This window comes from Arthrobacter sp. Leaf141, assembly GCF_001424565.1.
In the GTDB taxonomy this organism is placed as follows: domain Bacteria; phylum Actinomycetota; class Actinomycetes; order Actinomycetales; family Micrococcaceae; genus Arthrobacter.
Genome location: NZ_LMOL01000007.1, coordinates 38,902 through 61,166, shown reverse-complemented (window position 1 = coordinate 61,166; position 22,265 = coordinate 38,902). Strand labels below are relative to the sequence as shown.

The following is a 22,265-nucleotide window of genomic DNA, read 5'->3' as shown; positions in this document are numbered from 1 at the left end:
CGGTGGCGCTTACAGGCAGTGCTCAGACCTTCGGGCTGGACTCGGACACAACCTTCAGTTTGCCGTCCACGATGTCCTTGCTGATCTGGTCCAACTCGGCCTTCAGTTCGGCCGGGACCTGGGATTCGAAGTCATGGAACGGTGCCAGCTTCACACCCTCGTTGGCCAGCGTGCCAACGTACGGGGTGTTGCTGAACTTTCCGTCCTTGTCTTCCTTGACCACCGTCTCCACGGCGTCGCCCATCTCCTTCATCACGGAGGAGAGCATGATGTCCTTGTAATCGGGTGCCGTGAGGTATCCGTCGGAGTCAACCCAGATGAGCTTGACGTCCTTTCCGGCGGCCTTGGCTTCCTTCAGCGCCGCGCCGGCGCCCTTGCCCACGGGGCCGGCCACGGGCATCACAATGTCGGCACCCGAGTCCAGGAAGTTCTGCGTGAGCTGCTTGCCGACGTCCTGCTTTTCGAAGTCGCCGGTGAAGCTGCCGTCTTTCGCTTCCTTGTTCCAGCCAAGGAGCTTGACGTCCTTGCCCTTCTGCTCGTTGTAGTACTTGACGCCGTCCGCGTAGCCGTCCATAAAGATGGTGACGGTGGGGATCTTGATGCCGCCGAACGTGGCGACCGTTCCGGTCTTGGTGGACCCGGCAGCAAGGTAGCCGGCCATAAACGCAGCCTGGGCCGTGTCGTAGATGATGGGCTTGACGTTGCTGATGGGGGTTTCATAGCCGAAGTCAATGATGGCGAAGTGGCTGTCCGGGTTCGCCGTTGCCTGTGCCTTGGTGGCATCGCCCAGCAGGTAGCCCACCGTGACGGTGAGGTCGCAGCCGGCGCTGACCATGGCCCGCAGGTTGGGGTCGAAGTCGTTGTTGGTTTTGGATTCGACCTGGTTGACCTTGATGCCCAGGTCGGTTTCGGCCTTCTTCAGGCCCTCGTAGGAGGACTGGTTGAAGGACTGGTCATCAAACCCGCCGGAGTCGGAGACGATGCAGCCGGTGTAGTCCGTGGCACCTGCGCTTGAGCCGCTGCCTGCCTCGGGTGCCGCGCCGCAGGCGCTGAGCAGGAGTGCGGACGCGCTGATGGTGGCCAGCCCTGCCAGTGAACCGCGCTTGAAGGGTGCACGCAGTGATGTCTTCAATTTTCCTCCAGGATGAAGAGAGTGGCGCTACGGCTGGAATTCAATGAGTGTCCGTTTCTACACTGAAATTCTGTTTTCACTGAGGGCCCGCAGCACTGCGCCGGAGCGCACTGATGCCACTACTTTAGTGGCCTGCGCCACTCCCCTGTAGCACAGGGGCACCCGTTCCCGGAGATTGTTTACAAGTTGTTACCAACCAGTAGGCGTGCCGCGCGGTGGCGGCACGCCTACTGGATGCGGAGGCGTTTAGCCCTGGGGCTGGATCCGCACCAGCATCTTGCCGGTGTTGGCGCCGTCCAGCAGGTCCATAAAGGCCTGCGGGGCGTTTTCGAGGCCGTCCACGATGGTTTCGTCGTAGCTGATGGAGCCGTCTGCAAGCCACGCTGCGGCCTTCTCCATAAACTCGTCCTTCAGGTGCCAGTAGCCACCCACCAGGAATCCGCGCAGGGTGAGCTGCTTGCCGATGGCAAGCATGAGGTTCCGCGGCGCCGGTGTGGGCTCGGTGGAGTTGTACTGGGCGATGGCACCGCACATGGCAACGCGGCCACCCACATTCAGTACGGACAGTGCTGCCTCGAGGTGCTCGCCGCCGACGTTGTCGAAGTAGACGTCGATGCCGTTGGGGCCTGCGGCTTTTTCGAGCTGGTCCCGGACAGGTCCGTCGTTGTAGTTGAAGGCGGCGTCGAAGCCGAGCTCCAGCAGGCGGGCCACTTTTTCCGGGGTACCGGCCGAACCGATGACCCGGGAGGCGCCCATGGCCTTGGCGATCTGGCCTACCAGCGAGCCCACAGCCCCTGCTGCGCCGGAGACGAAGACGGCGTCGCCGGACTTGAATTCGGCCACCTTGAGCAGGCCGGCGTAGGCGGTCAGGCCCGTCATGCCGAGGGCGCCAAGGAAGGCGGACTCCGGGGCGAGCTCGGGGCGTACCACTGCGGTGGTGGCGGCGTCGACAACGGCGTACTCACGCCAGCCCAGCGAATGCACCACCGTCTCCCCCACGGCCCGGTCAGCTGACCGGGACGCGATGACCTCGCCCACGGCGCCGCCGTCGAGCGCCTGGTCCACGGCGAACGGCGCCGAGTAGGACTTGACGTCGTTCATGCGGCCCCGCATGTAGGGATCAACCGACATAAAGGTGTTGCGGACCAGGATCTGGCCGTCCTGCAGCTCCGGCAGGCCCGACTCGGCGAGGCGGAAGTTCTCCGCCGCCGGCCGGCCTACTGGGCGGGAGGCGAGCTGGATTTCGCGGGTGCTGGTGGGAAGTGTTGTCACGCTCATGCTGCAAACTCCAATACCTTGATGTCCACCGTGATGTTGCCGCGAGTGGCGTTTGAATAGGGGCAGACCTGGTGGGCTTTGGCGACCAGGTCTTCCGCGGTGCCCAGGTCGAGGGCGGGCAGTGCGATTTCGAGGTCGACGGCGAGGCCGAAGCCGCCGTCGGGAAGCTGACCCAGGTGCACCTTGGCGGCGACGGCGGAGTCCGCGAGGTCGGCGCGTTCCTTGCGGCCCACAAGGCGCAGGGCGGAGTGGAAACAGGCCGCGTAGCCGGCGGCGAAAAGCTGCTCGGGGTTGGTGCCTTCGCCGCTGCCGCCGAGTTCAACGGGGCTGGCCAGGTCAACTTCGAGTTTTCCGTCATTGGTGCGTGCGGTGCCGTCGCGGCCTTCGCCGGAGGCCAGTGCCTCGGCTGTGTAAAGGGTCTTCACAGGAACAGTTCCGTTCTGTAGGTGATTGCTTGAAAAATGGGGGGTCCTGCCGCGGGTCAGACGGCGGAGTGCAGGGCTGCGGTGAGCTTGCCCAGTGTGGTGCGGAGCTGCTCCAGCTCATCGGCTGAGAGGCCCGCAGCATCTGCGAGCCGCTGCGGGATGGCACTGGCCCGGACGCTGAGTTCCCGGCCTGCGGCGGTGAGGTGGACGGCCACCCGGCGTTCGTCCTCTCCCGACCGGCGGCGCTCCACAAAGCCCAGGGCTTCGAGCCGCTTGAGCAGGGGCGACAGAGTGCCGGAGTCCAGGCCAAGTTCCTCGCCCAGTTCCTTGACGCCCCGGGGATCGTTCTCCCAGAGGACCAGCAGTACCAGGTACTGCGGGTAGGTAAGGCCGAGGTCTTCCAGGACGGGCCGGTAAACGGCGGTGGCTGCCCGGGATGCGGAGTACAGCGCAAAGCACACTTGACGGTCCAGCCTGGGGGTTTCGCTCATGCATCTACCGTAGCCCACAATTGAATTGTGCACAACTTAGATTGTGGCGGACAGCAGCGCTCCCCCACCGGCCGTGCCTACAGGTCCCGGATGGTCCGCAGTGCCGCAGCGGTCAGGACCCGGATGCCCAGTCCCAGGGCGCGTTCGTCCAGGATGTAGTCGCCGCGGTGCAGGTCGTACTCCTCGCCGCCCGGGGTTTTGGTGCCCAGCCGCATCATGGCGCCGGGAAGTTCCGCCAGGAACCAGGCGAAATCCTCCCCGCCCATGGACTGCGGGGTCAGCACCACGGCGCTTTCGCCGATTTCAGCGCGGGCGGACGCTTCGATGATTGCCGTTTCATGCTCGGAGTTGACCACCGGCGGCACGCCGCGGGTGTGTTCCAGCCGGACATCAACACCGTAGGGGGCGGCCACCTGGTGGACCACCTCGTCCAGCAGTTCGCCGGCAGCGTGCCAGGCGTCACGGTCCAGGCAGCGCATGGTGCCCGCCATGTACCCGGTGCCGGGAATGGCGTTGGGGGCGGACCCCGCTGAAATCTGGCCCCACACCACGGACACGCCGCTGCGGACGTCCACGCGGCGGGAGAGGACTGCGGGGACGTTGACGGCGATCTGCGCCAGAGCAAAAACCAGGTCCTCGGTGAGGTGCGGGCGGGAGGTGTGGCCGCCGCGGCCCGAAAGTTCGATCCGGATGGTGTCCGACGCCGAGGTGATGGCGCCGATGCGGGTGCCGATCTTGCCCACCTCGATCCGCGGATCGCAGTGCAGGGCGAGGATCCGCGGAACACCTTCCAGGACGCCCTGTTCAATGCAGGAGTGCGCGCCGCCGGGCATGGTTTCCTCGGCCGGCTGGAAGATGAGGCGGACGGTGGCGCCCAGCGGGGTGGCCTGGTGCATTTTCTGCAGGACCAGGGCGATGCCCAGCATGGTGGTGGTGTGGACATCATGGCCGCAGGCGTGGGTGACGCCGTGGTTCTTTGAGGCGAACGGCAGGCCGGTTTCCTCAATGATGGGCAGGGCATCGATGTCCCCGCGCAGGGCCGTGGCGATGGGGCCCTCCCCCACGTCCACCGTGAGGCCGGTGCCTTCGAGGCGGCGCGGGCTGAGCCCGGCTGCCTCCAGCCGCTCGGCCAGCTTGTCGGTGGTGCGGAACTCCTTGAAGGACAATTCCGGATGTGCGTGCAGGTCCCTGCGGAAATCGATCAGTTCCGGCAGGAGCGGCTCCAGCCATGGGGCCACCAAAGCGGTGGGTTCGGCTTCAGTAGTGTAATTGCGCACTGGTTCACTCTAGCGAGCGCCGCCGCTTTACGGGCATCACGGCCGCCGCGTTACTTCCCGCGGCCTCCCTCCGTCGTCGGGTTGACGACGGCGGGCGGCCGGTTTCAGAGGACGTCGGTGTCGCCGCTGGCCTTCAGGGCGTCCACGGCGGCTTTAACGCGCTGCGAGTTCGCCATGGTGGTCACCAGCAGGGCGTCGGGCGTGTCGACAATGACCACGTCCTGGATCCCGATCAGCGCGATGACGCGCTTGGTGTCAGTGACCACCACGCCGCTGGAGTTTTCGGTGAAGACGCGGGCGCCCTCACCGAGCACCGTGACGTCGTCAACTTCCCTGGCGGAGTTCAGCCGGCCCACCGAGGCGAAGTCGCCCACGTCGTCCCAGCGGAAGGAACCCGGGACCACTGCGACGTCGCCGGCTTCCGCGGCGGGCTCCGCCACGGCGTAGTCAATGGCGATCTTGGGCAGGGTGGGCCAGACCCTGGCCGTGACCTCGTCGCGGTCCGGGGTGTCCCAGGCGCGGGCGATTTCCTGCAGGCCGTTAAAGAGGCCGGGCTGGTTGGCTTCGAGGTGCTTGAGCATCAGGGCCACGGGCGCCACGAACATCCCGGCGTTCCAGGAGTATTCGCCGCTGTCCACATACTGCTGGGCGACTTCCTCGTCCGGCTTCTCGACGAACTCCACAACGTCCAGCGCGCTGGGCGCGCCGTCGATGTTCAACGCCTTACCGGAACGGATGTAGCCGAACCCTGTGGAGGGGTGCGTGGGCTTAATGCCGATGGTGACGATCTTTCCGGCGGCAGCGGCGTGGATCGCTTCGCGGACCGCTTCCTGGAAGAGGTTGTCCGGGCTGATCACCTGGTCTGCTGCGAAGGAACCCATGATGGTGTCCGGGTCCCGTTCGTGCAGGATGGCTGCGGCCAGCCCGATCGCGGCACCGGAATCCTTGGGCTCGGATTCGAGGACCAGGTCCGAATCCTCCACCTCGGGAAGCTGGCGGCATACAGCCTCGCGGTGGGCCTGGCCGGTGACCACCAGGACCCGGCTGCCGGCCAAAGGCTGCAGCCGGTCAAAGGTGGCGCGCAGCAGTGTGCTGCCCGAACCGGTGAGGTCGTGAAGGAACTTGGGAGCTGCGGCTCGTGACAGGGGCCAGAGGCGGGTCCCCACTCCGCCAGCCGGAATCACCGCAATAAAGCGGTCAAGGGGTGATACCGGGCTTGTCACTGTGTCTTTACTCATCAGGGCCTAGTTTAGCCGAACCGGCACCGCTGCCCCGGTAAAGTGCCCCCGGCACGACACATCAGGGCTCGGCCGCGCAACCCACTGTGGCGTTTGTCTCACAAAATCCACCGAACCCGCGCCGCTGCTGGTCACTAAGTGGCTCCTAAATTGAATAAGCTGTAAGCGGAGCCTAGATTTAGGCTCGAGCTACGAGTGCTCTCGCAGCAGGCGTTCCCCCCGCGTGGATCTCATGCCAGCGCCGCTGTGTTGCAGGGAGGTTTATTCAGTGCCGACAAAACCAGCTGGCACCTTGTACCGCGGCCGTGAAGGCATGTGGTCCTGGGTAGGACACCGGATTACCGGTGTAGTGATCTTTTTCTTCTTGTTGGTCCACGTTCTGGACACCTCCTTGGTGCGGGTTTCGCCTGAGGCGTATACCGCCGTCATTGGCGCCTACAAGAATCCCCTGATGGCGCTGGGCGAGACCGGCCTTGTTGCCGCCATCGTGTTCCACGCCTTCAACGGCCTGCGGATCATCGCCGTCGACTTCTGGAAGAAGGGCGCCAAGTACCAGCGCCAGATGCTCTGGGTTGTCCTGGGCCTCTGGGTAGTGACAATGGTTGCCTTCTCCATCCGCCACCTGTCCCTCGCCCTCGGAGGTCACTAAGCCATGACTGCAACAATCGACAGTCCGCGCAGCGGCCGGATCGCACCGCAGTACCGCCGCAACGGCGGCAGCCGCGGCAACTTCGAGATGGTGGCCTGGCTGTTTATGCGCCTCTCCGGCGTGGTGCTGGTGGTGCTGATCTTCGGCCACCTCTTTGTGAACCTCCTGGTGGGCGAAGGCATCCACGCGATCGACTTCGGCTTTGTGGCCGGCAAGTGGGCCGACCCGTTCTGGCAGTTCTGGGACCTGGCCATGCTGTGGCTGGCCATGCTGCATGGCACCAACGGCGTGCGCACCATCATTAACGACTACGCCGAGAAGGACTCAACCCGCCGCTGGTTGAAGACGGTCCTTTACAGCGCAACCGTTGTCATCATCGTCCTGGGCACCCTGGTGATCTTCACCTTCAACCCGTGCCCCGTCGTCGACGGCGTCCCCCTGCCGGGCGGTTTCTGCCCTGCCTAGCAGCAGCACTTTCCAGGGCCCGCGGGCATAACCGCGGGCCCTGTTGTGCGGGGCAGCCAACGCCGCCCCGTTGTTTTACAGGAAATTTGAGAGAAAGAGCGTCTGGTATGCAGGTCCATAAGTACGACGTCGTCATCGTCGGTGCCGGTGGCGCTGGCATGCGCGCCGCGATCGAATCCGGTCAGCGCGCCCGCACAGCAGTACTGACCAAGCTCTACCCCACCCGTTCACACACGGGCGCGGCGCAGGGCGGTATGTGCGCGGCCCTTGCCAACGTCGAAGAAGACAACTGGGAATGGCACACGTTCGACACCGTCAAGGGCGGCGACTACCTGGTTGACCAGGACGCCGCCGAAGTCATGGCGAAAGAAGCCATCGACGCCGTGCTGGACCTGGAAAAGATGGGCCTGCCGTTCAACCGCACGCCCGAGGGCCGCATTGACCAGCGCCGCTTCGGTGGCCACACCCGCGACCACGGCAAGGCTCCCGTCCGCCGGGCCTGCTACGCCGCTGACCGCACCGGCCACATGATCCTGCAGACCCTGTACCAGAACTGCGTCAAGCACAACGTCGAGTTCTACAACGAGTACTACGTCCTGGACCTCCTGACGGTCGAAGAGGACGCGGTCCGCGAGGACGGCACCCCGTACAAGCAGAAGCGTGTTGCCGGCGTCGTCTCCTACGACCTGGCCTCCGGCGAACTGCACGTGTTCCAGGCCAAGTCGGTGGTCTTCGCCTCCGGCGGCGCCGGCAAGGTCTTCAAGACCACCTCCAACGCCCACACCCTCACCGGTGACGGCATGGGCATCGCGTTCCGTAAGGGAATCCCCCTCGAGGACATGGAATTCTTCCAGTTCCACCCGACAGGCCTGGCCGGCCTGGGCATCCTGCTTTCCGAGGCCGCCCGCGGCGAAGGCGCGATCCTGCGCAACTCCGAGGGCGAGCGGTTCATGGAGCGCTACGCCCCCACCATCAAGGACCTGGCGCCCCGCGACATCGTGGCCCGCTCCATGGCCAACGAGGTCCGCGAAGGCCGCGGCTGCGGCCCGAACAAGGACTACGTCCTTTTGGACCTCACCCACCTGGAGCCGGCGCACATTGACGCCAAGCTGCCGGATATCACCGAGTTCGCCCGCACCTACCTTGGTGTGGAGCCCTACACGGAACCCGTCCCGGTGTTCCCCACGGCGCACTACGCCATGGGCGGCATCCCGACGAACATCACCACCGAGGTCCTGCAGGACAACGACACCATCATCCCGGGCCTGTACGCCGCCGGTGAGGTGGCCTGCGTGTCCGTGCACGGCTCCAACCGGCTGGGCACCAACTCGCTGCTGGACATCAACGTGTTCGGCAAGCGCGCCGGTGTGGCCGCGGCCGAGTACGCCAAGACCGCCGACTACGTGGAGCTGCCGGAGAACCCGCTGGCTTACACCACGGAACTGCTGGACATCGCCCGCAACGGCGAAGGCGACGAAAAGGTGGCCCTGATCCGCAAGGAACTCCAGGACACCATGGACGCCAACATGCAGGTGTTCCGCACCGCGGACACGCTGAACCAGGTCCTGGCCGACATCGCCTCCTTCGAGGAGCGGTACACGCGGATCAACGTCCAGGACAAGGGTAAGCGCTTCAACCTGGACCTGCTGGAGGCCGTGGAACTGGGCTTCCTGCTGGAGCTGGCCAAGGTCATGACCGTGGCGGCCCTGCACCGCGAGGAATCCCGCGGCGGACACTTCCGCGAGGACTTCCCGGACCGCAACGACGAGAAATTCATGAAGCACTCCATGGCGTACAAGGATGACCACGCCCCGGCAGACGGATCGGCTGAAGCAATCGCCGGCATCCGGCTGGCCACGAAGCCGGTTGTCTTTACCCGCTACGAGCCGATGGTGAGGAAGTACTAAGATGACCGCTGAACTCGCTGAGCCAGCCTCAAAGATCGAACTGCCCGCAGGTGTGGGCGGCGGCGGGGAAATCCCCACGTTCGACGTCCACCTGCGTGTGCGCCGGTACAACCCGGAAGTCTCGGAAGAGGCCACCTGGGATGACTTCCACCTGACCATGTACGGCACGGACCGTGTCCTGGATGCCCTGCACAAGGTCAAATGGGAGACGGACGGCAGCCTGTCGTTCCGCCGGTCCTGCGCCCACGGCGTCTGCGGTTCCGATGCCATGCGCATCAACGGCCGCAACCGCCTCGCCTGCAAAACGCTCCTGAAGGACCTGGACACGTCCAAGCCCATCACCGTGGAACCCATCAAGGGCCTGCCGGTGGAGAAGGACCTGATCGTGGACATGGAACCGTTCTTCCAGTCCTACCGCGAGGTTATGCCCTTCCTGATCAACAAGGGCCACGAGCCCACCAAGGAACGCCTGCAGTCCGCCGAGGACCGCGAACGCTTTGATGACACCACCAAGTGCATCCTCTGCGCCGCGTGCACCTCGTCCTGCCCGGTGTTCTGGACGGACGGCCAGTACTTCGGTCCCGCCGCAATCGTCAACGCCCACCGCTTCATCTTCGATTCACGCGATGATGCCGGCGACATGCGCCTGGAGATCCTGAACGACAAGGAAGGTGTGTGGCGCTGCCGCACCACCTTCAACTGCTCCGAAGCATGCCCCCGCGGCATCCAGGTCACCCAGGCCATCGCCGAGGTAAAGCAGGCAATCCTCTCGCGCAAGATCTAAGGATCCAACGCTGACGACGGCGTCCCCCACCCCATGTGGTGAGGGGCGCCGTCGAACTTTTAAGATGCCCTATCACCTATGGTCCCCAAAACCCCCTTTTAGGGACCATAGGTGATAGCGCAAGCCGTCCGCACAAACGAAAGGGGACACCGTGTCCCGCTCCGAAAAGGTCTCCTTCACCGGCTCCACCGGCGAGGTGCTCTCCGGCATCATCGATGTCCCCGAGGGCCCGGTGAAGGGCTGGGGCGTGTTTTCGCACGGCTTCACCCTGGGCAAGGATGCGCCGTCCGCGTCCCGGATGTGCAAGGCGCTGGCTGACAGCGGCGTGGGCATGCTCCGCTTCGACAACCTGGGCCTGGGCGGCTCCGCCGGCGAATGGTCCGCCGGGTCCTTCAGCCACAAGGTGGCGGACACGGTCAAGGCGGCAGAGTACATGCGCAGCGTCGGCAGGGAGATCTCCCTGCTGGTGGGCCACTCGTTCGGTGGAGCCGCCGTGCTGGCAGCTGCCAAGGAGATTCCGGAGCTCGACGCCGTTGCCACAGTCGGGGCGCCCTTCTCACCCAAGCATGTGGCGCACGTCTTTGACGCTGCCCTGGACCGGATCCTTTCCGAAGGCAGCGCCGAGGTGGATCTGGGCGGAAAACGCGTGGAGATCCGCCGGCACTTCGTGGAGGACCTGGAGAACGCGGACCTGACCGACTGCATCCGGCAGCTCCACAAGCCGCTGATGGTGCTGCACTCCCCCACAGACAACACCGTCGGGATCGAGAACGCCAGCACCATCTTCCAAACGGCCCGTCATCCGCGGAACTTTGTGTCCCTGGAGGGCAGCGACCACCTGCTCACGGGCAAGGGCCAGGCGGCACGCGCCGCCCGGATCATCGCTGCCTGGGCCGACCAGTACCTCGACGCCTGACGCTGCCCGCGACGGCCCTGCCGGGAACCGGCGTGGTGGCCACCGGGACCTTGCCCGGCTGGACCTGCCGGGCGCCCCAGGCGGCCTTCTCGCCGTTCGCGGCGCCTGCGGCCAGGTCACCTTCGCGGATGGTGGCCCAGGACCCGGAGAGCAGGTAGACCTGGCTGACCAGGTTGAACCAGATCAGCAGGCCGATGATGATGGCGAACGGGGCCAGCAGCGGGTTCCGGCCGGCGCCGGCCAGCAGCTCGGTGCTGAACAGCTGCAGGACCGTGGTGCCCACGGCGGCGATGATGGTGCCTTCCAGGAGGGCCCGGCGGGAGAATTTGAGCCTGGCTGCCAGGCGGAACATGATCACGGCCGTGACCCAGCCCAGCACCAGTGGCACGGCGATTTTGACGATGGTGGTCAGCGGGCCGGCCACGGCGTCGCTGAGGCCCAGGAAGTCGGTGACCCACCCCGCAGCGGTGCCGAACACCAGCGATGCGCCGGAGCTGACCACCAGGGCCACGCCGAGGAGCACCAGCGTGCCGGCGTCGCCCGCTTTGAGCAGCACCGGGCTGATGACCAGCGGCGGCAGCTGGTTGACGCCCCGCAGGCCTTCCCGGACGCCGTTGATCCAGTTCAGCGCCGTGATGATGGTGACGACGGCGGCGATGACCGCGGTCCAGCCCAGCCCGCTGGGGTTCAGCAGGTCCTGCGGGTCCACCAGGCCCTCTCCGCCGTTGACCTTGAGCAGGCCCGGCGCGCTTTGCGCCACGCTGCCCACAACGGTGTCGAGGAGCTGCGGCTGGCCGCGGAGGACCAGCCCGGCAATGGAGAAGCCGGTGGCCAGCAGGCCCGTGATGGAGAAGAACATCACAAAGCCGATCCCGGCGGCCATCAGCGGGCCGTGCTGCCGGTTGTAATGCGCGAAGGCGCGCATGGGCAGCAGCGAGTTCAGCCGGGCCAGGAACAGCATGAGCATGGCCAGCGGGACGGCGAACGGGCCGCCGCCGGAACGGCGCGCCTTGCTCAGCTCCACCCGTTTGTGGCTGACCTCCAGCCGCAGGCCGGCCAGGTCAGTGGGAAGCGGCGGCGTCCCCGGCGTCCCTTGCTGAGTTTTTATGCCGGGTGCCGGCGTTGTTGTCTGTTTCGGTCCCAAAGTCCAGCTCTTCCCGTAGCTGCCAGATGCCATCGGCACCGTGCTCGTAAAGTCCCATGCTAGCCACCGGGAAGCTTGCCCTGTAGCTCTTCAGCACCGTTTCGGCTTCGTCGAGGCTTTCCGGGGCCACATCGTGGGCGATGGTGACGTGCGGGTGGTAGGCGAACGGCAGGTCGCGGTGCAGCGGCCCCTGCTGGAGCTTGCCGTGCAGGTCCACGCACTCGGCGAACCCGTCCTCCACCTTGATGAACACCACCGGGGAGACCGGCCGGAACGTCCCGGTCCCGGAAATCGTGACCCGGAAGGGGCGCTGGCCCCGGGCCACGCTGCGCACGTGCGCCAGGGTGGCGTCCCAGTCCGTGGTGGGGGTGGTGGTGACCAGGGTGATGTGGGCAGGCACCACCTCCGCCAGGGGGTCCCCAAATGAGGCCCGCCAGCTTTGCAGTTCGCTGGCAACCTCAGCCGGGAAGCCCAGGATCACGCCAACGCTGATGTCTTCCTGGCGGGAACCGTCCCCGCCGCCGGCAGGGCCGCCGTGCGGGGTGGGCGCGGCTCCCAGCGAGCCTGGGCCCCGGGTTCCTTCCCGTGCGGTGACGTTGCTGGCAGACATGGCTCTAGCGGACTCCGGCGAGGCTCAGTGACGGCAGGAACCCCATGCGCTCGTACACGTTGCCCAGGGTGACCGAGGCGATCTCCCGTGCCCGTGCAGCCCCTGAGGCCAGCAGCCGGTCCAGTTCGGCCGGGTCCGTCATCAGTTCATTGGTCCGGTCCCGCAGGGGTGTCACAAAATCAACCACCACATCGGCAAGGTCCACCTTGAGGTGGCCGTACATTTTGCCTTCGTATTCGGCTTCGAGACTGGCCACTGTTTTGCCGGTCAGGGCCGAGTAGATGGTGAGCAGGTTGGAGATGCCCGGTTTTTCCCCGGTGTCGAAGCGGATCTCCGTGCCGGCGTCGGTCACTGCAGACTTGATCCGCTTGGCGGCGACCTTGGGGTCCTCCAGCAACTGAATGGCACCGTTGGGCGACTCGCCGGTTTTGGACATCTTGGCGCCGGGGTTCTGCAGGTCGTAGATCTTGGCGCTTTCCTTGACGATAGTGGCCTCGGGGACGGTGAACGTGTCCCCGAACCGGGTATTGAACCGCTGGGCCAGGTTCCGGGTCAGTTCCAGGTGCTGGCGCTGGTCCTCGCCCACCGGAACCAGGTCCGTCTGGTACAGCAGGATATCGGCTGCCATCAGCGTGGGGTAGGCGAAGAGGCCCAGCGTGGCGGAGTCGGCGCCGGACTTCTGCGATTTGTCCTTGAACTGGGTCATCCGGGAAGCCTCACCGAAACCCGTGATGCAGTTCAGGGCCCAGGCCAGCTGGGCGTGCTCAGGCACGTGGGACTGGACAAAGAAGATGCTGCGGTCCGGGTCGATGCCGGCGGCGATGTACTGTGCCGCGACGGTCCGGGTGCGCTTGGCGAGCTCCGCGGGGTCGAAGTCCACGGTGATGGCGTGCAGGTCAGGGATGAAGAAGACGGCGTCGTACTCCTCCTGCATGTCCACCCAGTTGCGCACGGCACCGATGTAGTTGCCCAGGTGCAGCGAATCGGCGGTGGGTTTGGCGCCGGAGAGAATGCGCTTTTTAGCGGCCGGAGAGGTCAGGCTAGTCATGGTGGAACTTTCGGGCTTAGAGCTGGTAGTCCACTACCAGCGGTGCATGGTCAGAGAAGCGGGTGTCCCACGACGGCGCGCGGTCCACTACTGCCGAGAAGGCAGCAGCGGCCAGGGCCGGGGTGGCCAAGTGGTAGTCGATCCGCCAACCGGTGTCGTTGTCGAACGCCTTGCCGCGCTGGGACCACCACGTGTACGGGCCGTCCACCGGGCCGGACAGGTTGCGGTGGACGTCCTGCCAGCCGATGTCCCCGCCGAGGTACTTGTCGAAGTACGCGCGCTCTTCGGGCAGGAAGCCGGCCTTTTTGACATTGGCTTTGGCGTTGCGGATGTCCAGGGGCGTGTGGGCCACGTTGAGGTCCCCCACCACCAGGGCGTGGTCGCTGTGCTTGGCCAGCTCGGGCAGCCGGGTGGACATGATGTCCAGGAAACGGAACTTGTCGTCCTGCTTGGGGGTGCCCACCTCGCCCGAGTGGACGTAGGCGCTGGCCACGGTGAGCTGGACCGGGTTGCCGGCGGCGTCGCGGAGCCGGAAGTCTGCTTCGACCCAGCGTCCCGCCGTCGCGAAGTATTCGTCGCCGATGCCGATGCGGGTGGTCAGTGGTTCCTCGCGGGAGGCGATGGCCACGCCGGCGCGGCCCTTCGCCTCGGCTTCGGCGTGCAGGATGTGCCAGCCCGCACCGAGGAGCTGGTGAACAATCGCATCCGGGGCGCGGACCTCCTGCAGGCAGAGGATGTCCACCTCACGCGGTTCCAGCCAGGCTGCCATACCGTTCCTGTAGGCGGCGCGGAGGCCGTTGACGTTGACGGATGCGATGCGAAGGTGGTCCTTCTTCAATGCCGAGCTCACCCGCTCCACTCTAGTCGATGATGGTTCCGCTGACCGGCTCACCGGAGCCGCCGGAGGACTTCATCATGCCGCGGGCGTTGGTGGCGGTGATCTCGATGGTTTCCAGGGCGCGGTGGATGGTGTCCTGGTTGGCGGCGGCGCCCTTGGCACGCTCTTCCTCCACCACCCGGACCTGCACCTGGACGATCTTGAAGGAGTGGTCCAGCTTGAGGTCACGGACCTCATCGGCTTCGCTGCGCTCGTACACCACGCTGGTACCGCCGTGGTTCGCTGCCGTGGGCGAGGGGGCCCGGCCGGCTGCGGTGTTGAAGGCGTTCTGGGCCTCGGTCAGCTTGGCGCCCGCCTTCTTGGCGGCACGCTGGATGCTGACCACCACGAAGGTGGCCAGGACCAGCCAGAAGAGGGCGATGATGGCCACTACCCAGCCCACCACATCGTTCTGGTTGGCGGCGAAGATGACGGCCACCACAAACGCGGTCACCAGGACCATCAGCCCCGGCCCGCTGATGCGGAACATGGAGAAACGGGGTTTGGCTGATGAGTTGGAACTGCCCACTGATTGCATGGAGATATTCTCTCAAATCCCGGCGCCGATCCGGCACGCTTCCACCGGCGGCGAACACAACAACGGCGGCCTCGCACCTTTCCGGGAAGGTGCGGGGCCGCCGTCGCGCGTTTTAACCCACGTGGGCTAGGCGATGCCTGCCTGGCGTTCCGCCGCTTCAACCACATTGGTCATCAGCAGCGCCACGGTCATGGGGCCCACGCCGCCGGGATTGGGCGAAATCCAGCCGGCCACCTGGGCGGCGGCGGGATCGATGTCTCCGTGGACGCGGCTCTTACCTGTTTCCGGATCGGTTTCCCGGGTAACCCCCACATCAAGCAGGGCAGCGCCCGGCTTCACGTCCGAGGCCTTGACAATGTGCTTGACTCCAGCGGCGCCCACAATAACGTCCGCCTGCTTGAGCAGCTCCGACAGGTTTTTGGTGCCGGTATGCGTCAGCGTCACCGTCGCATTGATGGCCCGCCTGGTGAGCAGCAGGCCGATGGTCCGGCCGATCGTGACGCCACGGCCAACCACCACCACGTGCTTGCCGGCAAGGCTGTACCCATTGCGCTCGAGGAGCTCGATGACGCCGCGGGGTGTACACGGCAGAGGAGTGGTGATCTCCGAGTTGACGTTGAGCACCAACCGGCCGAGATTGGTCGGGTGGAGTCCGTCGGCGTCCTTGGCGGGGTCGATCCGCTCAAGGATGGCGTCGGTATCCAGGTGCTTGGGCAACGGCAGTTGCACGATGTACCCGTGGCAGTCGGGATCCGCATTGAGTTCATCAATGAGGGCCTCGACGTCGGCCTGGGTGGCGTCAGCCGGCAGTTCGCGCTGGATCGAGTTCATCCCGATCTGTTCGGACTGCTTGTGTTTCATGGAGACATACAGCTGCGAGGCGGGGTCGGCGCCCACCAGCACAGTTGCGATGCCGGGGGTGACGCCCTTCGCACGGAGCGTGGCCACGCGTCCGGTCAGCTCGGCCTTGATGGCTGCGGCGGTGGCCTTGCCGTCAAGGATTTGTGCAGTTGCGGTATCAGTCATTGGTTACCACTGCTCGTGCTGCGGGTACAGCGGGAAGTCGGCGGCGAGCTTGTCCACGCGGGACTGGAGCGCCTCGACGTCGGTGGCGGTGCCGGCCTTCAGCGCGCTGGCGATGATCTCTGCGACCTCGGTGAACTCGGCGGCGCCGAAGCCGCGGGTGGCCAGGGCCGGGGTGCCGATGCGCAGGCCGGAGGTGACCATGGGCGGGCGGGGGTCGAACGGAACGGCGTTGCGGTTCACGGTGATGCCCACGGAGTGCAGGAGGTCCTCGGCCTGCTGGCCGTCCAGCTGGGAGTTGCGCAGGTCCACCAGGACCAGGTGCACGTCGGTGCCGCCGGTGAGGACGGAAACGCCGGCCTCGGCAACGTCAGCCTGGTTGAGGCGGTCGGCGATGATTTTGGCGCCTTCGAGGACGCGCTCCTGGCGTTCCTTGAACTCCTGGGTGCCGGCGATCTTGAAGGCCACGGCCTTGGCGGCGATGACGTGCATCAGCGGACCGCCCTGCTGGCCGGGGAACACGTTGGAGTTGAGCTTCTTGGCCCACTCCTGCTTGCCCAGGATCACCCCTGATCGGGGACCGGCGAGGGTCTTGTGCACGGTGGAGGTGACAACGTCGGAGTACGGGACGGGGCTGGGGTGCAGGCCCGCTGCCACCAGTCCGGCGAAGTGCGCCATGTCCGTCCACAGGAGGGCGCCCACCTCATCGGCGATGGAACGGAACGCAGCGAAGTCGAGGTGGCGCGGGTAGGCGGACCAGCCGGCGATGATGACCTGCGGCTTTTCGGCGATGGCCTGCTCGCGGAGCTTGTCCATGTCCACGCGGAAGGAATCTTCCTCCACCTGGTAGGCGGCTACGTTGTAGAGCTTGCCGGAGAAGTTCAGCTTCATGCCGTGGGTGAGGTGTCCGCCGTGCGCCAGGGACAGGCCCAGGATCTTGTCGCCCGGGGTGATCATGGCGGACAGGGCGGCGGCGTTGGCCTGGGCCCCGGAGTGCGGCTGGACGTTGGCGTACTCGGCGCCGAACAGGTCCTTGACCCTGTCGATGGCAAGCTGCTCGGCGATGTCCACGTATTCGCAGCCGCCGTAGTACCGGCGGCCGGGGTAGCCCTCGGCGTACTTGTTGGTCAGGACGGAGCCCTGGGCTTCCATCACGGCGCGGGGCGCGAAGTTTTCGGAGGCAATCATTTCCAGGGTGCCGCGCTGGCGGCCAAGCTCCTGGTTGAGGACTGCAGCGATTTCGGGGTCAAGCTCGGCCAGCGACTGGTTGCTGACGGCTGATGTTGTGGTGGCTGTGGTAGTCACAAAGAACTCCTGGCTCGGGATTCGGGCACTGCTTAGGTCAGGCTACCGGCTGGCACGCCTCACCGCCGTGTTGGCTACTGGCATCAGGCGGGTGGCACGGGACGCGGCTGCGCACAGGCAACCGGTGCCCCGTTTCCGGCAAAACATGACCCTCGGCCCAGGCGTACGATCCGTGGTCTTCGTGATTGCCGCTCCCTGGTGGTTAGCCACCCAACGCCAGTTGCGACCCGACCAGCCTACCAAAAGCACACCCTGGCGCGCGGGTAGGCTTGACTGCGTGAAAGATGAGCAACTCAACGATGCATTCGTAGTCACCCTGTCCTGCCCGGACACCCAGGGAATCGTCCACGCTGTGGCTGGCGCCCTGCTGGTGGCGGGGTGCAACATTACGGACTCCCAGCAGTACGGCAGCCCCGCCACGGGAACGTTTTTTATGCGCGTGGAGGTGACCACGACCGCCACGCAGTCAGAGCTCCGCGCGGCCCTGCAGCCCGTGGCTGACGCGTTCGGCATGCAGTGGAGCCTGAACCCCGCGGGCCGGAAGGTCCGGACCCTGGTCCTGGCCAGCACGTCGGCGCACTGCCTCAACGACCTGCTGTTCCAGCAGCGCAGCGGCACCCTGCCCATCGACATCCCGGCCATTGTCTCCAACCACAAGGACCTGGCCGGGCTGGCCGAGTTCTACGGCATCCCGTTCCACCACATCCCGGTCACCGCGGACACCAAGGTCCAGGCGGAGGACAGGCTGCGCGCCATCATGGCGGAGCACAACATCGAGCTGACCGTCCTGGCCCGCTACATGCAGATCCTCTCGGATGAGCTGTGCACCGACCTCACGGGCAAGGCCATCAACATCCACCACTCGTTCCTGCCCTCCTTCAAGGGCGCCAAGCCGTACCACCAGGCCCACACCCGCGGCGTGAAGCTGATCGGCGCCACCGCCCACTACGTGACGGCCGCCCTGGACGAGGGTCCGATCATCGAGCAGGAAGTCATCCGCGTGGACCACAGCCGCACGGCGCAGCAGCTGGTCCAGATGGGCCGCGACGTGGAGGGCCGCACGCTGGTCCAGGCGGTGCAGTGGCACGCCGAGCACCGGGTGCTGCTGGACGGGAACCGCACGGTGGTCTTCAACTGACTCGCACTTGTTGTCGTTTTGAGCCCTCAAAACGACAACAACTGCGAGTCAGTTGGGTGGGGCGCGCAGGCCTGTCACATCCGCACCGGAAACCGGCCACGCGCAGGCGTCGCTAGAGTGAACCCATGGCTCCCTTGTACCCCTTCGCCGGGAACACCCCGGCCGTCCACGAGACAGCATTCGTCGCCCCCACGGCCACGATCATCGGCAATGCCAGCCTGGCGGCGGACGCCAGCGCGTTTTACGGCGCCACGGTCCGGGCCGACACCGCCAAGATCAGCGTCGGCGCCGGCAGCAACCTCCAGGACAACGTGGTGCTTCACGCGGACCCGGGCTTCCCCTGCACGGTGGGTGAGCGGGTCAGCGTGGGGCACGCAGCCGTCGTCCATGGTTCAACGGTGGAGGACAACTGCCTGATCGGCATGGGCGCCACCGTCCTGAACGGCGCGGTGATCGGCGCGGGTTCGCTGGTGGCGGCCGGCGCCGTGGTCCTCGAGGGCACGGTGGTGCCGCCGCGGTCACTGGTGGCAGGCGTCCCGGCCAAAGTCCGGCGGCCCCTTACCGACGAGGAGTTCGACGGCGTCCGGGCCAACGCCGAACGCTACGTCGGGCTCGCCAGGGCGCACCGCGCCCTGCACGGCTGACCCCACTAACCCAGGGAATCAGTCCAGGCTGACCGGCCCGATCGAGTCGAGCAGCTCGCCGGGACCGGGGTTGCCCGGCGCCGCCGACCCGCCCAGGTGGTTCACCACGCCCCACACCGCGTTCAGGCCGGTGGTCACGGCGCCCTCGGCCCAGCCGGCAGTGAAGGAAACGTCGTCGCCGGCCAGGAAGATGCCGCGCTGGTAGTCGGGCAGCGCGTCCTGCTTGAAGTGCGTAAACAGCCGCTGCTGGTAGCGGTAGTGCCCGGGCAGGTTGGCCTTGAACGCACCCATGAAGTTGGGGTCCGCTTCCCAGGACACGGTGATGGGCTGGCCCACGATGTGGCTGGCGATGTCCACCGTGGGGTAGATCTGCTCGAGCGAGTGCAGCATCAGCTCCACGCGTTCGTCGGCGTCGAGCGCCAGCCACTTCAGCGCGTCGTCGTTCCAGGTGTAGGAAAGCAGGATGACCGCGGGCTGGTCCGGGCCGTTGTCCAGGAGGTAGGTGGCGCGGTTCAGCCGGTCCGTGAGGGTCATGGACAACACCTCGTGGCCCGTGGCCGGATCAATGTCCTTCCAGAACGGCCGGTCCACCATCACGAAGGTCTTGGACGACTGCATGTAGTGCGAACGCTCGATCGCCGTCCACAGCTCCGCCGGGAAGAGCGCCTCTTCGGTATGGATGCGGGTGGACAGCAGCCAGGACTGGCACGTGGTGACCACTGCCGGGTAGGTGGCTTCGCGGCCCCAGCGTTCGCGGATCCGCAGGTTGCCGTCCGGGTCGCGGCTGATTTTGCCCACGGCGCCGCGCGGGGACCCGGAGTGCAGCGAGGCCAGGGAGGTGCCCTCCGGCCAGTGGGCAAGGCCCGACGGCGCGTGCTGCCAGAGTGCCTCGGGGAGCCGTTGCGCGCCGCCCCGGATCAGCCGGTGCGCGTCGTCAGCGTCGGTGTAGACCACCCGCAGGATCTCGAGGATCGAGTTGGGGAAGTCCGTGTCCCAGCCGCCGGTGCCGAAGCCCACCTGGCCAAACGCCTCCCGGTGCGTGAACCCGGCCTTTTTGAAGGACTCGCTGGCGGCGATGAAGCCGTAAAAGGTCTGCTCGTCCATCAGCGGCAGCAGCTCGTTCCAGAGTTCCTTGATCCTGCCCGTGTCCCGGGTGCGGATGGCCTCCTGCATTTCAGTGAACCTGGCGCCGTCGTTCACGGCAGCCTTCCAGGCGTCGGCCACCTCACGGAAGAACGGCGGCAGGTCCGAGGGCTTTTCGGCATAGTACTTCCTGCCGGCGAGCTCGATCACGGTGCTGGAGGTGGCGTTGGAGAGCGGGTTGGGGAATTCCTGGGTGTCCAGGCCCAGCAGGTCCACGTAGTGGTAAAAGGCCTTGCCTGACACCGGGAACCGCATGCCGCCCAGGTCCGCCACGACGCCGGGTGCTGCCGGGAAGTTGGCGGTGCGGAGTCGGCCGCCGATCTGGTCCGCCTCGTACACCACAGGCCGCAGGCCCAGCTTCATCAGTTCGTAGGCGGTGACCAGGCCGGACAGGCCGGCCCCGATGACTGCCACTTCGGTGCCCAGCAGCTCCGGCGGCACCGAACCGAGACCGTCCGGGTGGGCCAGGTAGTGGTCGTAGCTGAACGGGAAGTCCGGGTTGAGCATGGTGATGGGGGCAGCCGTCCCGGCATCGGCACCACCCTGTGAGGGGGCGCCTGCGGGGCCGGAGGCCGGAAGTTCTGTGGCGATGGTCATTGAAGTCTGCCTTTGGAAGGTTTGGGACGGTCCGGATCAGGAATGCTGCGGTGCGGGGCGGGCGGCGGACACCTCAAGGTAGTCCGCGGAGCTCATCGCCGCCACCTTGGAATGGCGCCGGCCGTAGGAGAAGTAAGCGGCAATACCCACCAGCATCCACAGCGCGAACACCACCCAGGTGTCGGCGCCGAGGTTGGCCATGAGGTAGCCGCACATGATGGCGCCGAGGATGGGGGTGATGGGGAAAAGCGGCACCCGGAAGGTCCGTTCGAGGTCCGGCCGGCTGCGCCGCAGGTAGATGACGGCCACGTTCACCAGGCCGAAGGCGAACAGGGTGCCGATGCTGGTTGCGTCCGCCAGGGCGCCGAGCGGGATCAGCCCGGCAGTGAGCGCGACGGCGGTCCCCACCAGGAGCGTGCCAACCACGGGGGTGCCGGTCCGGCGGGACACCCGGCCGAAGACGGCGGGAATCAGGCCGTCCCGGGCCATGGACAGCAGGATGCGGGTCTGGCCGTAGAGGACGGTCAGGACGATGCTGGCGATGGCCAGCACGGCGCCGACAGCAAACACGAGCCCGATCCAGGGCTGGCCGGTGGTCTCCTCAAGAATTTTCACCAGGGCGGCCTCGGTGCCGTCGAACCAGCCCCACGGCCGGGCGCCAATGGCGGCAACTGCCACCAGGACATAAATGGTGGTGACAATCAGCATGGACAGCATGATGGCACGGGGCAGGTCCTTTTTGGGGTTGCGGGCCTCCTCACCGGCTGTGGAGGCGGCATCAAAGCCAATGTAGGAGAAGAAGACCCGTGAGGCTGCGGCGGAGACGCCGGCGGCCCCCATGGGCAGCAGCGGCTCGAAGTTGCCTGCGGTGAAGGCGGTGAAGGCCACTGCGCAGAAGAAGAGCAGGATGCCCACCTTGACCACCACGATGGACGTGTTGATCCAGGCACTTTCCTTGGCGCCGCGGACCAGGAGCGCGGTGGCGAGCAACACGATGACCATGGCGGGGACGTTGATCATGCCGCCGTCGCCCGGCGGCTGGGACAGCGCGTCCGGGAGAGCGGTTCCAAAGACGGCCAGGGCCTCGTTGACATACTGGCCGGCGCCGACCGCGACGGCGGCCACGGAGACCGCGTATTCCAGGACCAGGCACCAGCCGCAGATCCAGGCCATGCCCTCGCCCATGGTGGCGTAGGTATAGGAGTAGCTGGAGCCGGAGACGGGCACCATGCCTGCCATCTCGGCGTAGGAGACGGCGGACAGCAGCGCGGCCAGGCCGGCGATGGCGAAGGAGATCCAGATGGCCGGCCCCGCCAGCGGCACCGATTCGCCGAGGATCACCAGGATGCCGGTGCCAAGGGTGGCGCCAACGGAAATCATTGTCAGCTGGAGCACGCCGAAGCTGCGGACCAGACGGGGTCCGTCCTGTGCGTCGCCGGCTTCGGTGACCATCTGCGCGATCGGCTTGCGGCGCAGCAGTTGCGCGCCGAGTGAAGGCCGGCCGGCTGCCCGGGCCGGCCCCCTGCCGGAAAGTGTTGGCACAGTCATCGTTGACGTCCGTTCCTGTTGGTGGGTGGTTGAACTGGTTTTCCCTTTCCCCAGACTAGGGGTGTGAGCAGCATCTCAATGGTGTGCA

The 22,265-nt window shown here is 66.2% G+C and carries 22 protein-coding genes; 7 read left to right on the top strand and 15 right to left on the bottom strand.

The genetic code is table 11. The features are described from left to right. Positions 1–22: 22 nt before the first annotated feature. The 6 genes from ASF72_RS07985 to ASF72_RS07960 form a co-directional block, all read right to left on the bottom strand. The gene (locus ASF72_RS07985) at positions 23–1,132 is read right to left on the bottom strand and encodes a BMP family lipoprotein (RefSeq protein WP_056597910.1); all 1,110 of its coding nucleotides are present in this window, start codon (positions 1,130–1,132) and stop codon (positions 23–25) included. 246 nt (positions 1,133–1,378) lie between these two features. Then, positions 1,379–2,410 carry an NADP-dependent oxidoreductase gene (locus tag ASF72_RS07980; protein WP_056597908.1) on the bottom strand — a complete coding sequence of 344 codons (1,032 nt, stop codon included), beginning with the start codon at positions 2,408–2,410 and terminating at the stop codon, positions 1,379–1,381. After that, a complete protein-coding gene (locus ASF72_RS07975) occupies positions 2,407–2,835 on the bottom strand; it encodes an organic hydroperoxide resistance protein (RefSeq protein WP_050684895.1) in 429 nt (142 codons plus the stop codon). Before ASF72_RS07975 ends, ASF72_RS07980 begins: the two co-directional genes overlap by 4 nt. 56 nt (positions 2,836–2,891) lie before the next feature. After that, positions 2,892–3,326, bottom strand: a complete 435-nt coding sequence (locus ASF72_RS07970) for a MarR family winged helix-turn-helix transcriptional regulator (protein ID WP_050684894.1) — start codon at positions 3,324–3,326, stop codon at positions 2,892–2,894. A 77-nt stretch (positions 3,327–3,403) separates the two neighbouring features. After that, positions 3,404–4,603: an amidohydrolase gene (locus tag ASF72_RS07965; RefSeq protein ID WP_050684893.1), complete on the bottom strand. Its 1,200-nt coding sequence runs from the start codon at positions 4,601–4,603 to the stop codon at positions 3,404–3,406. Between the two features lie 104 nt (positions 4,604–4,707). After that, entirely contained in the window at positions 4,708–5,841 is a 1,134-nt protein-coding gene (locus tag ASF72_RS07960) for a mannose-1-phosphate guanylyltransferase (protein WP_050684892.1), read from the bottom strand. A gap of 268 nt (positions 5,842–6,109) precedes the next feature. Between ASF72_RS07960 and sdhC the strand changes: the two genes are divergently transcribed. From sdhC to ASF72_RS07935, 5 genes are all read left to right on the top strand, one after another. Next, positions 6,110–6,490 (top strand): succinate dehydrogenase, cytochrome b556 subunit, encoded by a 381-nt coding sequence (gene sdhC / locus ASF72_RS07955; protein WP_082178227.1) that lies wholly within the window; start codon positions 6,110–6,112, stop codon positions 6,488–6,490. Between the two features lie 3 nt (positions 6,491–6,493). Continuing rightward, on the top strand, positions 6,494–6,955 hold the full coding sequence (locus ASF72_RS07950) for a succinate dehydrogenase hydrophobic membrane anchor subunit (protein ID WP_050684890.1): 462 nt from the start codon (positions 6,494–6,496) through the stop codon (positions 6,953–6,955). A 107-nt stretch (positions 6,956–7,062) separates the two neighbouring features. Continuing rightward, the gene (gene sdhA / locus ASF72_RS07945) at positions 7,063–8,862 is read left to right on the top strand and encodes a succinate dehydrogenase flavoprotein subunit (RefSeq protein WP_050684889.1); all 1,800 of its coding nucleotides are present in this window, start codon (positions 7,063–7,065) and stop codon (positions 8,860–8,862) included. Position 8,863: 1 nt separating this feature from the next. Continuing rightward, complete coding sequence (locus ASF72_RS07940) at positions 8,864–9,646, top strand: succinate dehydrogenase iron-sulfur subunit (protein WP_050684888.1); 783 nt, start codon at positions 8,864–8,866, stop codon at positions 9,644–9,646. 151 nt (positions 9,647–9,797) lie between these two features. Further along, entirely contained in the window at positions 9,798–10,562 is a 765-nt protein-coding gene (locus ASF72_RS07935) for an alpha/beta hydrolase family protein (protein ID WP_056597906.1), read from the top strand. On the opposite strand, the gene ASF72_RS07930 is transcribed toward ASF72_RS07935, so the two are convergent. The 7 genes from ASF72_RS07930 to glyA all read right to left on the bottom strand — a co-directional run bounded on the left by ASF72_RS07930 (position 10,525) and on the right by glyA (position 17,107). Beyond that, on the bottom strand, positions 10,525–11,586 hold the full coding sequence (locus ASF72_RS07930; protein WP_082484149.1) for a YihY/virulence factor BrkB family protein: 1,062 nt from the start codon (positions 11,584–11,586) through the stop codon (positions 10,525–10,527). The two genes, ASF72_RS07935 and ASF72_RS07930, sit on opposite strands and share 38 nt — an antisense overlap. Before the next feature lie 37 nt (positions 11,587–11,623). After that, positions 11,624–12,316 (bottom strand): 2'-5' RNA ligase family protein, encoded by a 693-nt coding sequence (locus ASF72_RS07925; protein ID WP_082484147.1) that lies wholly within the window; start codon positions 12,314–12,316, stop codon positions 11,624–11,626. Positions 12,317–12,320: 4 nt separating this feature from the next. Then, positions 12,321–13,364 (bottom strand): tryptophan--tRNA ligase, encoded by a 1,044-nt coding sequence (gene trpS / locus ASF72_RS07920; RefSeq protein ID WP_056597905.1) that lies wholly within the window; start codon positions 13,362–13,364, stop codon positions 12,321–12,323. A 16-nt stretch (positions 13,365–13,380) separates the two neighbouring features. After that, positions 13,381–14,214, bottom strand: a complete 834-nt coding sequence (locus tag ASF72_RS07915; protein ID WP_056598053.1) for an exodeoxyribonuclease III — start codon at positions 14,212–14,214, stop codon at positions 13,381–13,383. Positions 14,215–14,224: 10 nt separating this feature from the next. Further along, positions 14,225–14,779, bottom strand: coding sequence for a hypothetical protein (locus ASF72_RS07910; RefSeq protein WP_056597903.1), 555 nt, complete (start codon positions 14,777–14,779; stop codon positions 14,225–14,227). Between the two features lie 126 nt (positions 14,780–14,905). Continuing rightward, a complete protein-coding gene (locus tag ASF72_RS07905) occupies positions 14,906–15,805 on the bottom strand; it encodes a bifunctional methylenetetrahydrofolate dehydrogenase/methenyltetrahydrofolate cyclohydrolase (protein ID WP_056597901.1) in 900 nt (299 codons plus the stop codon). Between the two features lie 3 nt (positions 15,806–15,808). Further along, positions 15,809–17,107, bottom strand: a complete 1,299-nt coding sequence (gene glyA / locus ASF72_RS07900) for a serine hydroxymethyltransferase (RefSeq protein ID WP_050684882.1) — start codon at positions 17,105–17,107, stop codon at positions 15,809–15,811. Between the two features lie 277 nt (positions 17,108–17,384). Here glyA and purU point away from each other — a divergent pair, with 277 nt between their 5' ends. Together purU and ASF72_RS07890 are read left to right on the top strand one after the other, a co-directional pair. After that, positions 17,385–18,245, top strand: a complete 861-nt coding sequence (purU, locus tag ASF72_RS07895; protein WP_056597899.1) for a formyltetrahydrofolate deformylase — start codon at positions 17,385–17,387, stop codon at positions 18,243–18,245. Positions 18,246–18,370: 125 nt separating this feature from the next. Beyond that, positions 18,371–18,889, top strand: a complete 519-nt coding sequence (locus ASF72_RS07890; protein WP_056597897.1) for a gamma carbonic anhydrase family protein — start codon at positions 18,371–18,373, stop codon at positions 18,887–18,889. Positions 18,890–18,907: 18 nt separating this feature from the next. Here ASF72_RS07890 and ASF72_RS07885 read toward each other — a convergent pair whose 3' ends face one another. Together ASF72_RS07885 and ASF72_RS07880 are read right to left on the bottom strand one after the other, a co-directional pair. Beyond that, positions 18,908–20,629, bottom strand: a complete 1,722-nt coding sequence (locus tag ASF72_RS07885; protein ID WP_197273536.1) for a flavin monoamine oxidase family protein — start codon at positions 20,627–20,629, stop codon at positions 18,908–18,910. Positions 20,630–20,665: 36 nt separating this feature from the next. Next, the gene (locus tag ASF72_RS07880) at positions 20,666–22,177 is read right to left on the bottom strand and encodes an amino acid permease (RefSeq protein ID WP_056597895.1); all 1,512 of its coding nucleotides are present in this window, start codon (positions 22,175–22,177) and stop codon (positions 20,666–20,668) included. Positions 22,178–22,265: the final 88 nt, after the last annotated feature.

What these genes read in the sequence shown, in the direction of transcription:
- ASF72_RS07980 (WP_056597908.1), bottom strand. Translation starts at nt 2,410, where the DNA reads ATGAGCGTGACAACACTTCCCACCAGCACCCGCGAAATCCAGCTCGCC.
- ASF72_RS07970 (WP_050684894.1), bottom strand. Translation starts at nt 3,326, where the DNA reads ATGAGCGAAACCCCCAGGCTGGACCGTCAAGTGTGCTTTGCGCTGTAC.
- ASF72_RS07960 (WP_050684892.1), bottom strand. Translation starts at nt 5,841, where the DNA reads ATGAGTAAAGACACAGTGACAAGCCCGGTATCACCCCTTGACCGCTTT.
- ASF72_RS07950 (WP_050684890.1), top strand. Translation starts at nt 6,494, where the DNA reads ATGACTGCAACAATCGACAGTCCGCGCAGCGGCCGGATCGCACCGCAG.
- sdhA (WP_050684889.1), top strand. Translation starts at nt 7,063, where the DNA reads ATGCAGGTCCATAAGTACGACGTCGTCATCGTCGGTGCCGGTGGCGCT.
- ASF72_RS07940 (WP_050684888.1), top strand. Translation starts at nt 8,864, where the DNA reads ATGACCGCTGAACTCGCTGAGCCAGCCTCAAAGATCGAACTGCCCGCA.
- ASF72_RS07925 (WP_082484147.1), bottom strand. Translation starts at nt 12,316, where the DNA reads ATGTCTGCCAGCAACGTCACCGCACGGGAAGGAACCCGGGGCCCAGGC.
- trpS (WP_056597905.1), bottom strand. Translation starts at nt 13,364, where the DNA reads ATGACTAGCCTGACCTCTCCGGCCGCTAAAAAGCGCATTCTCTCCGGC.
- ASF72_RS07910 (WP_056597903.1), bottom strand. Translation starts at nt 14,779, where the DNA reads ATGCAATCAGTGGGCAGTTCCAACTCATCAGCCAAACCCCGTTTCTCC.
- ASF72_RS07905 (WP_056597901.1), bottom strand. Translation starts at nt 15,805, where the DNA reads ATGACTGATACCGCAACTGCACAAATCCTTGACGGCAAGGCCACCGCC.
- ASF72_RS07890 (WP_056597897.1), top strand. Translation starts at nt 18,371, where the DNA reads ATGGCTCCCTTGTACCCCTTCGCCGGGAACACCCCGGCCGTCCACGAG.
- ASF72_RS07885 (WP_197273536.1), bottom strand. Translation starts at nt 20,629, where the DNA reads ATGACCATCGCCACAGAACTTCCGGCCTCCGGCCCCGCAGGCGCCCCC.
- ASF72_RS07880 (WP_056597895.1), bottom strand. Translation starts at nt 22,177, where the DNA reads ATGACTGTGCCAACACTTTCCGGCAGGGGGCCGGCCCGGGCAGCCGGC.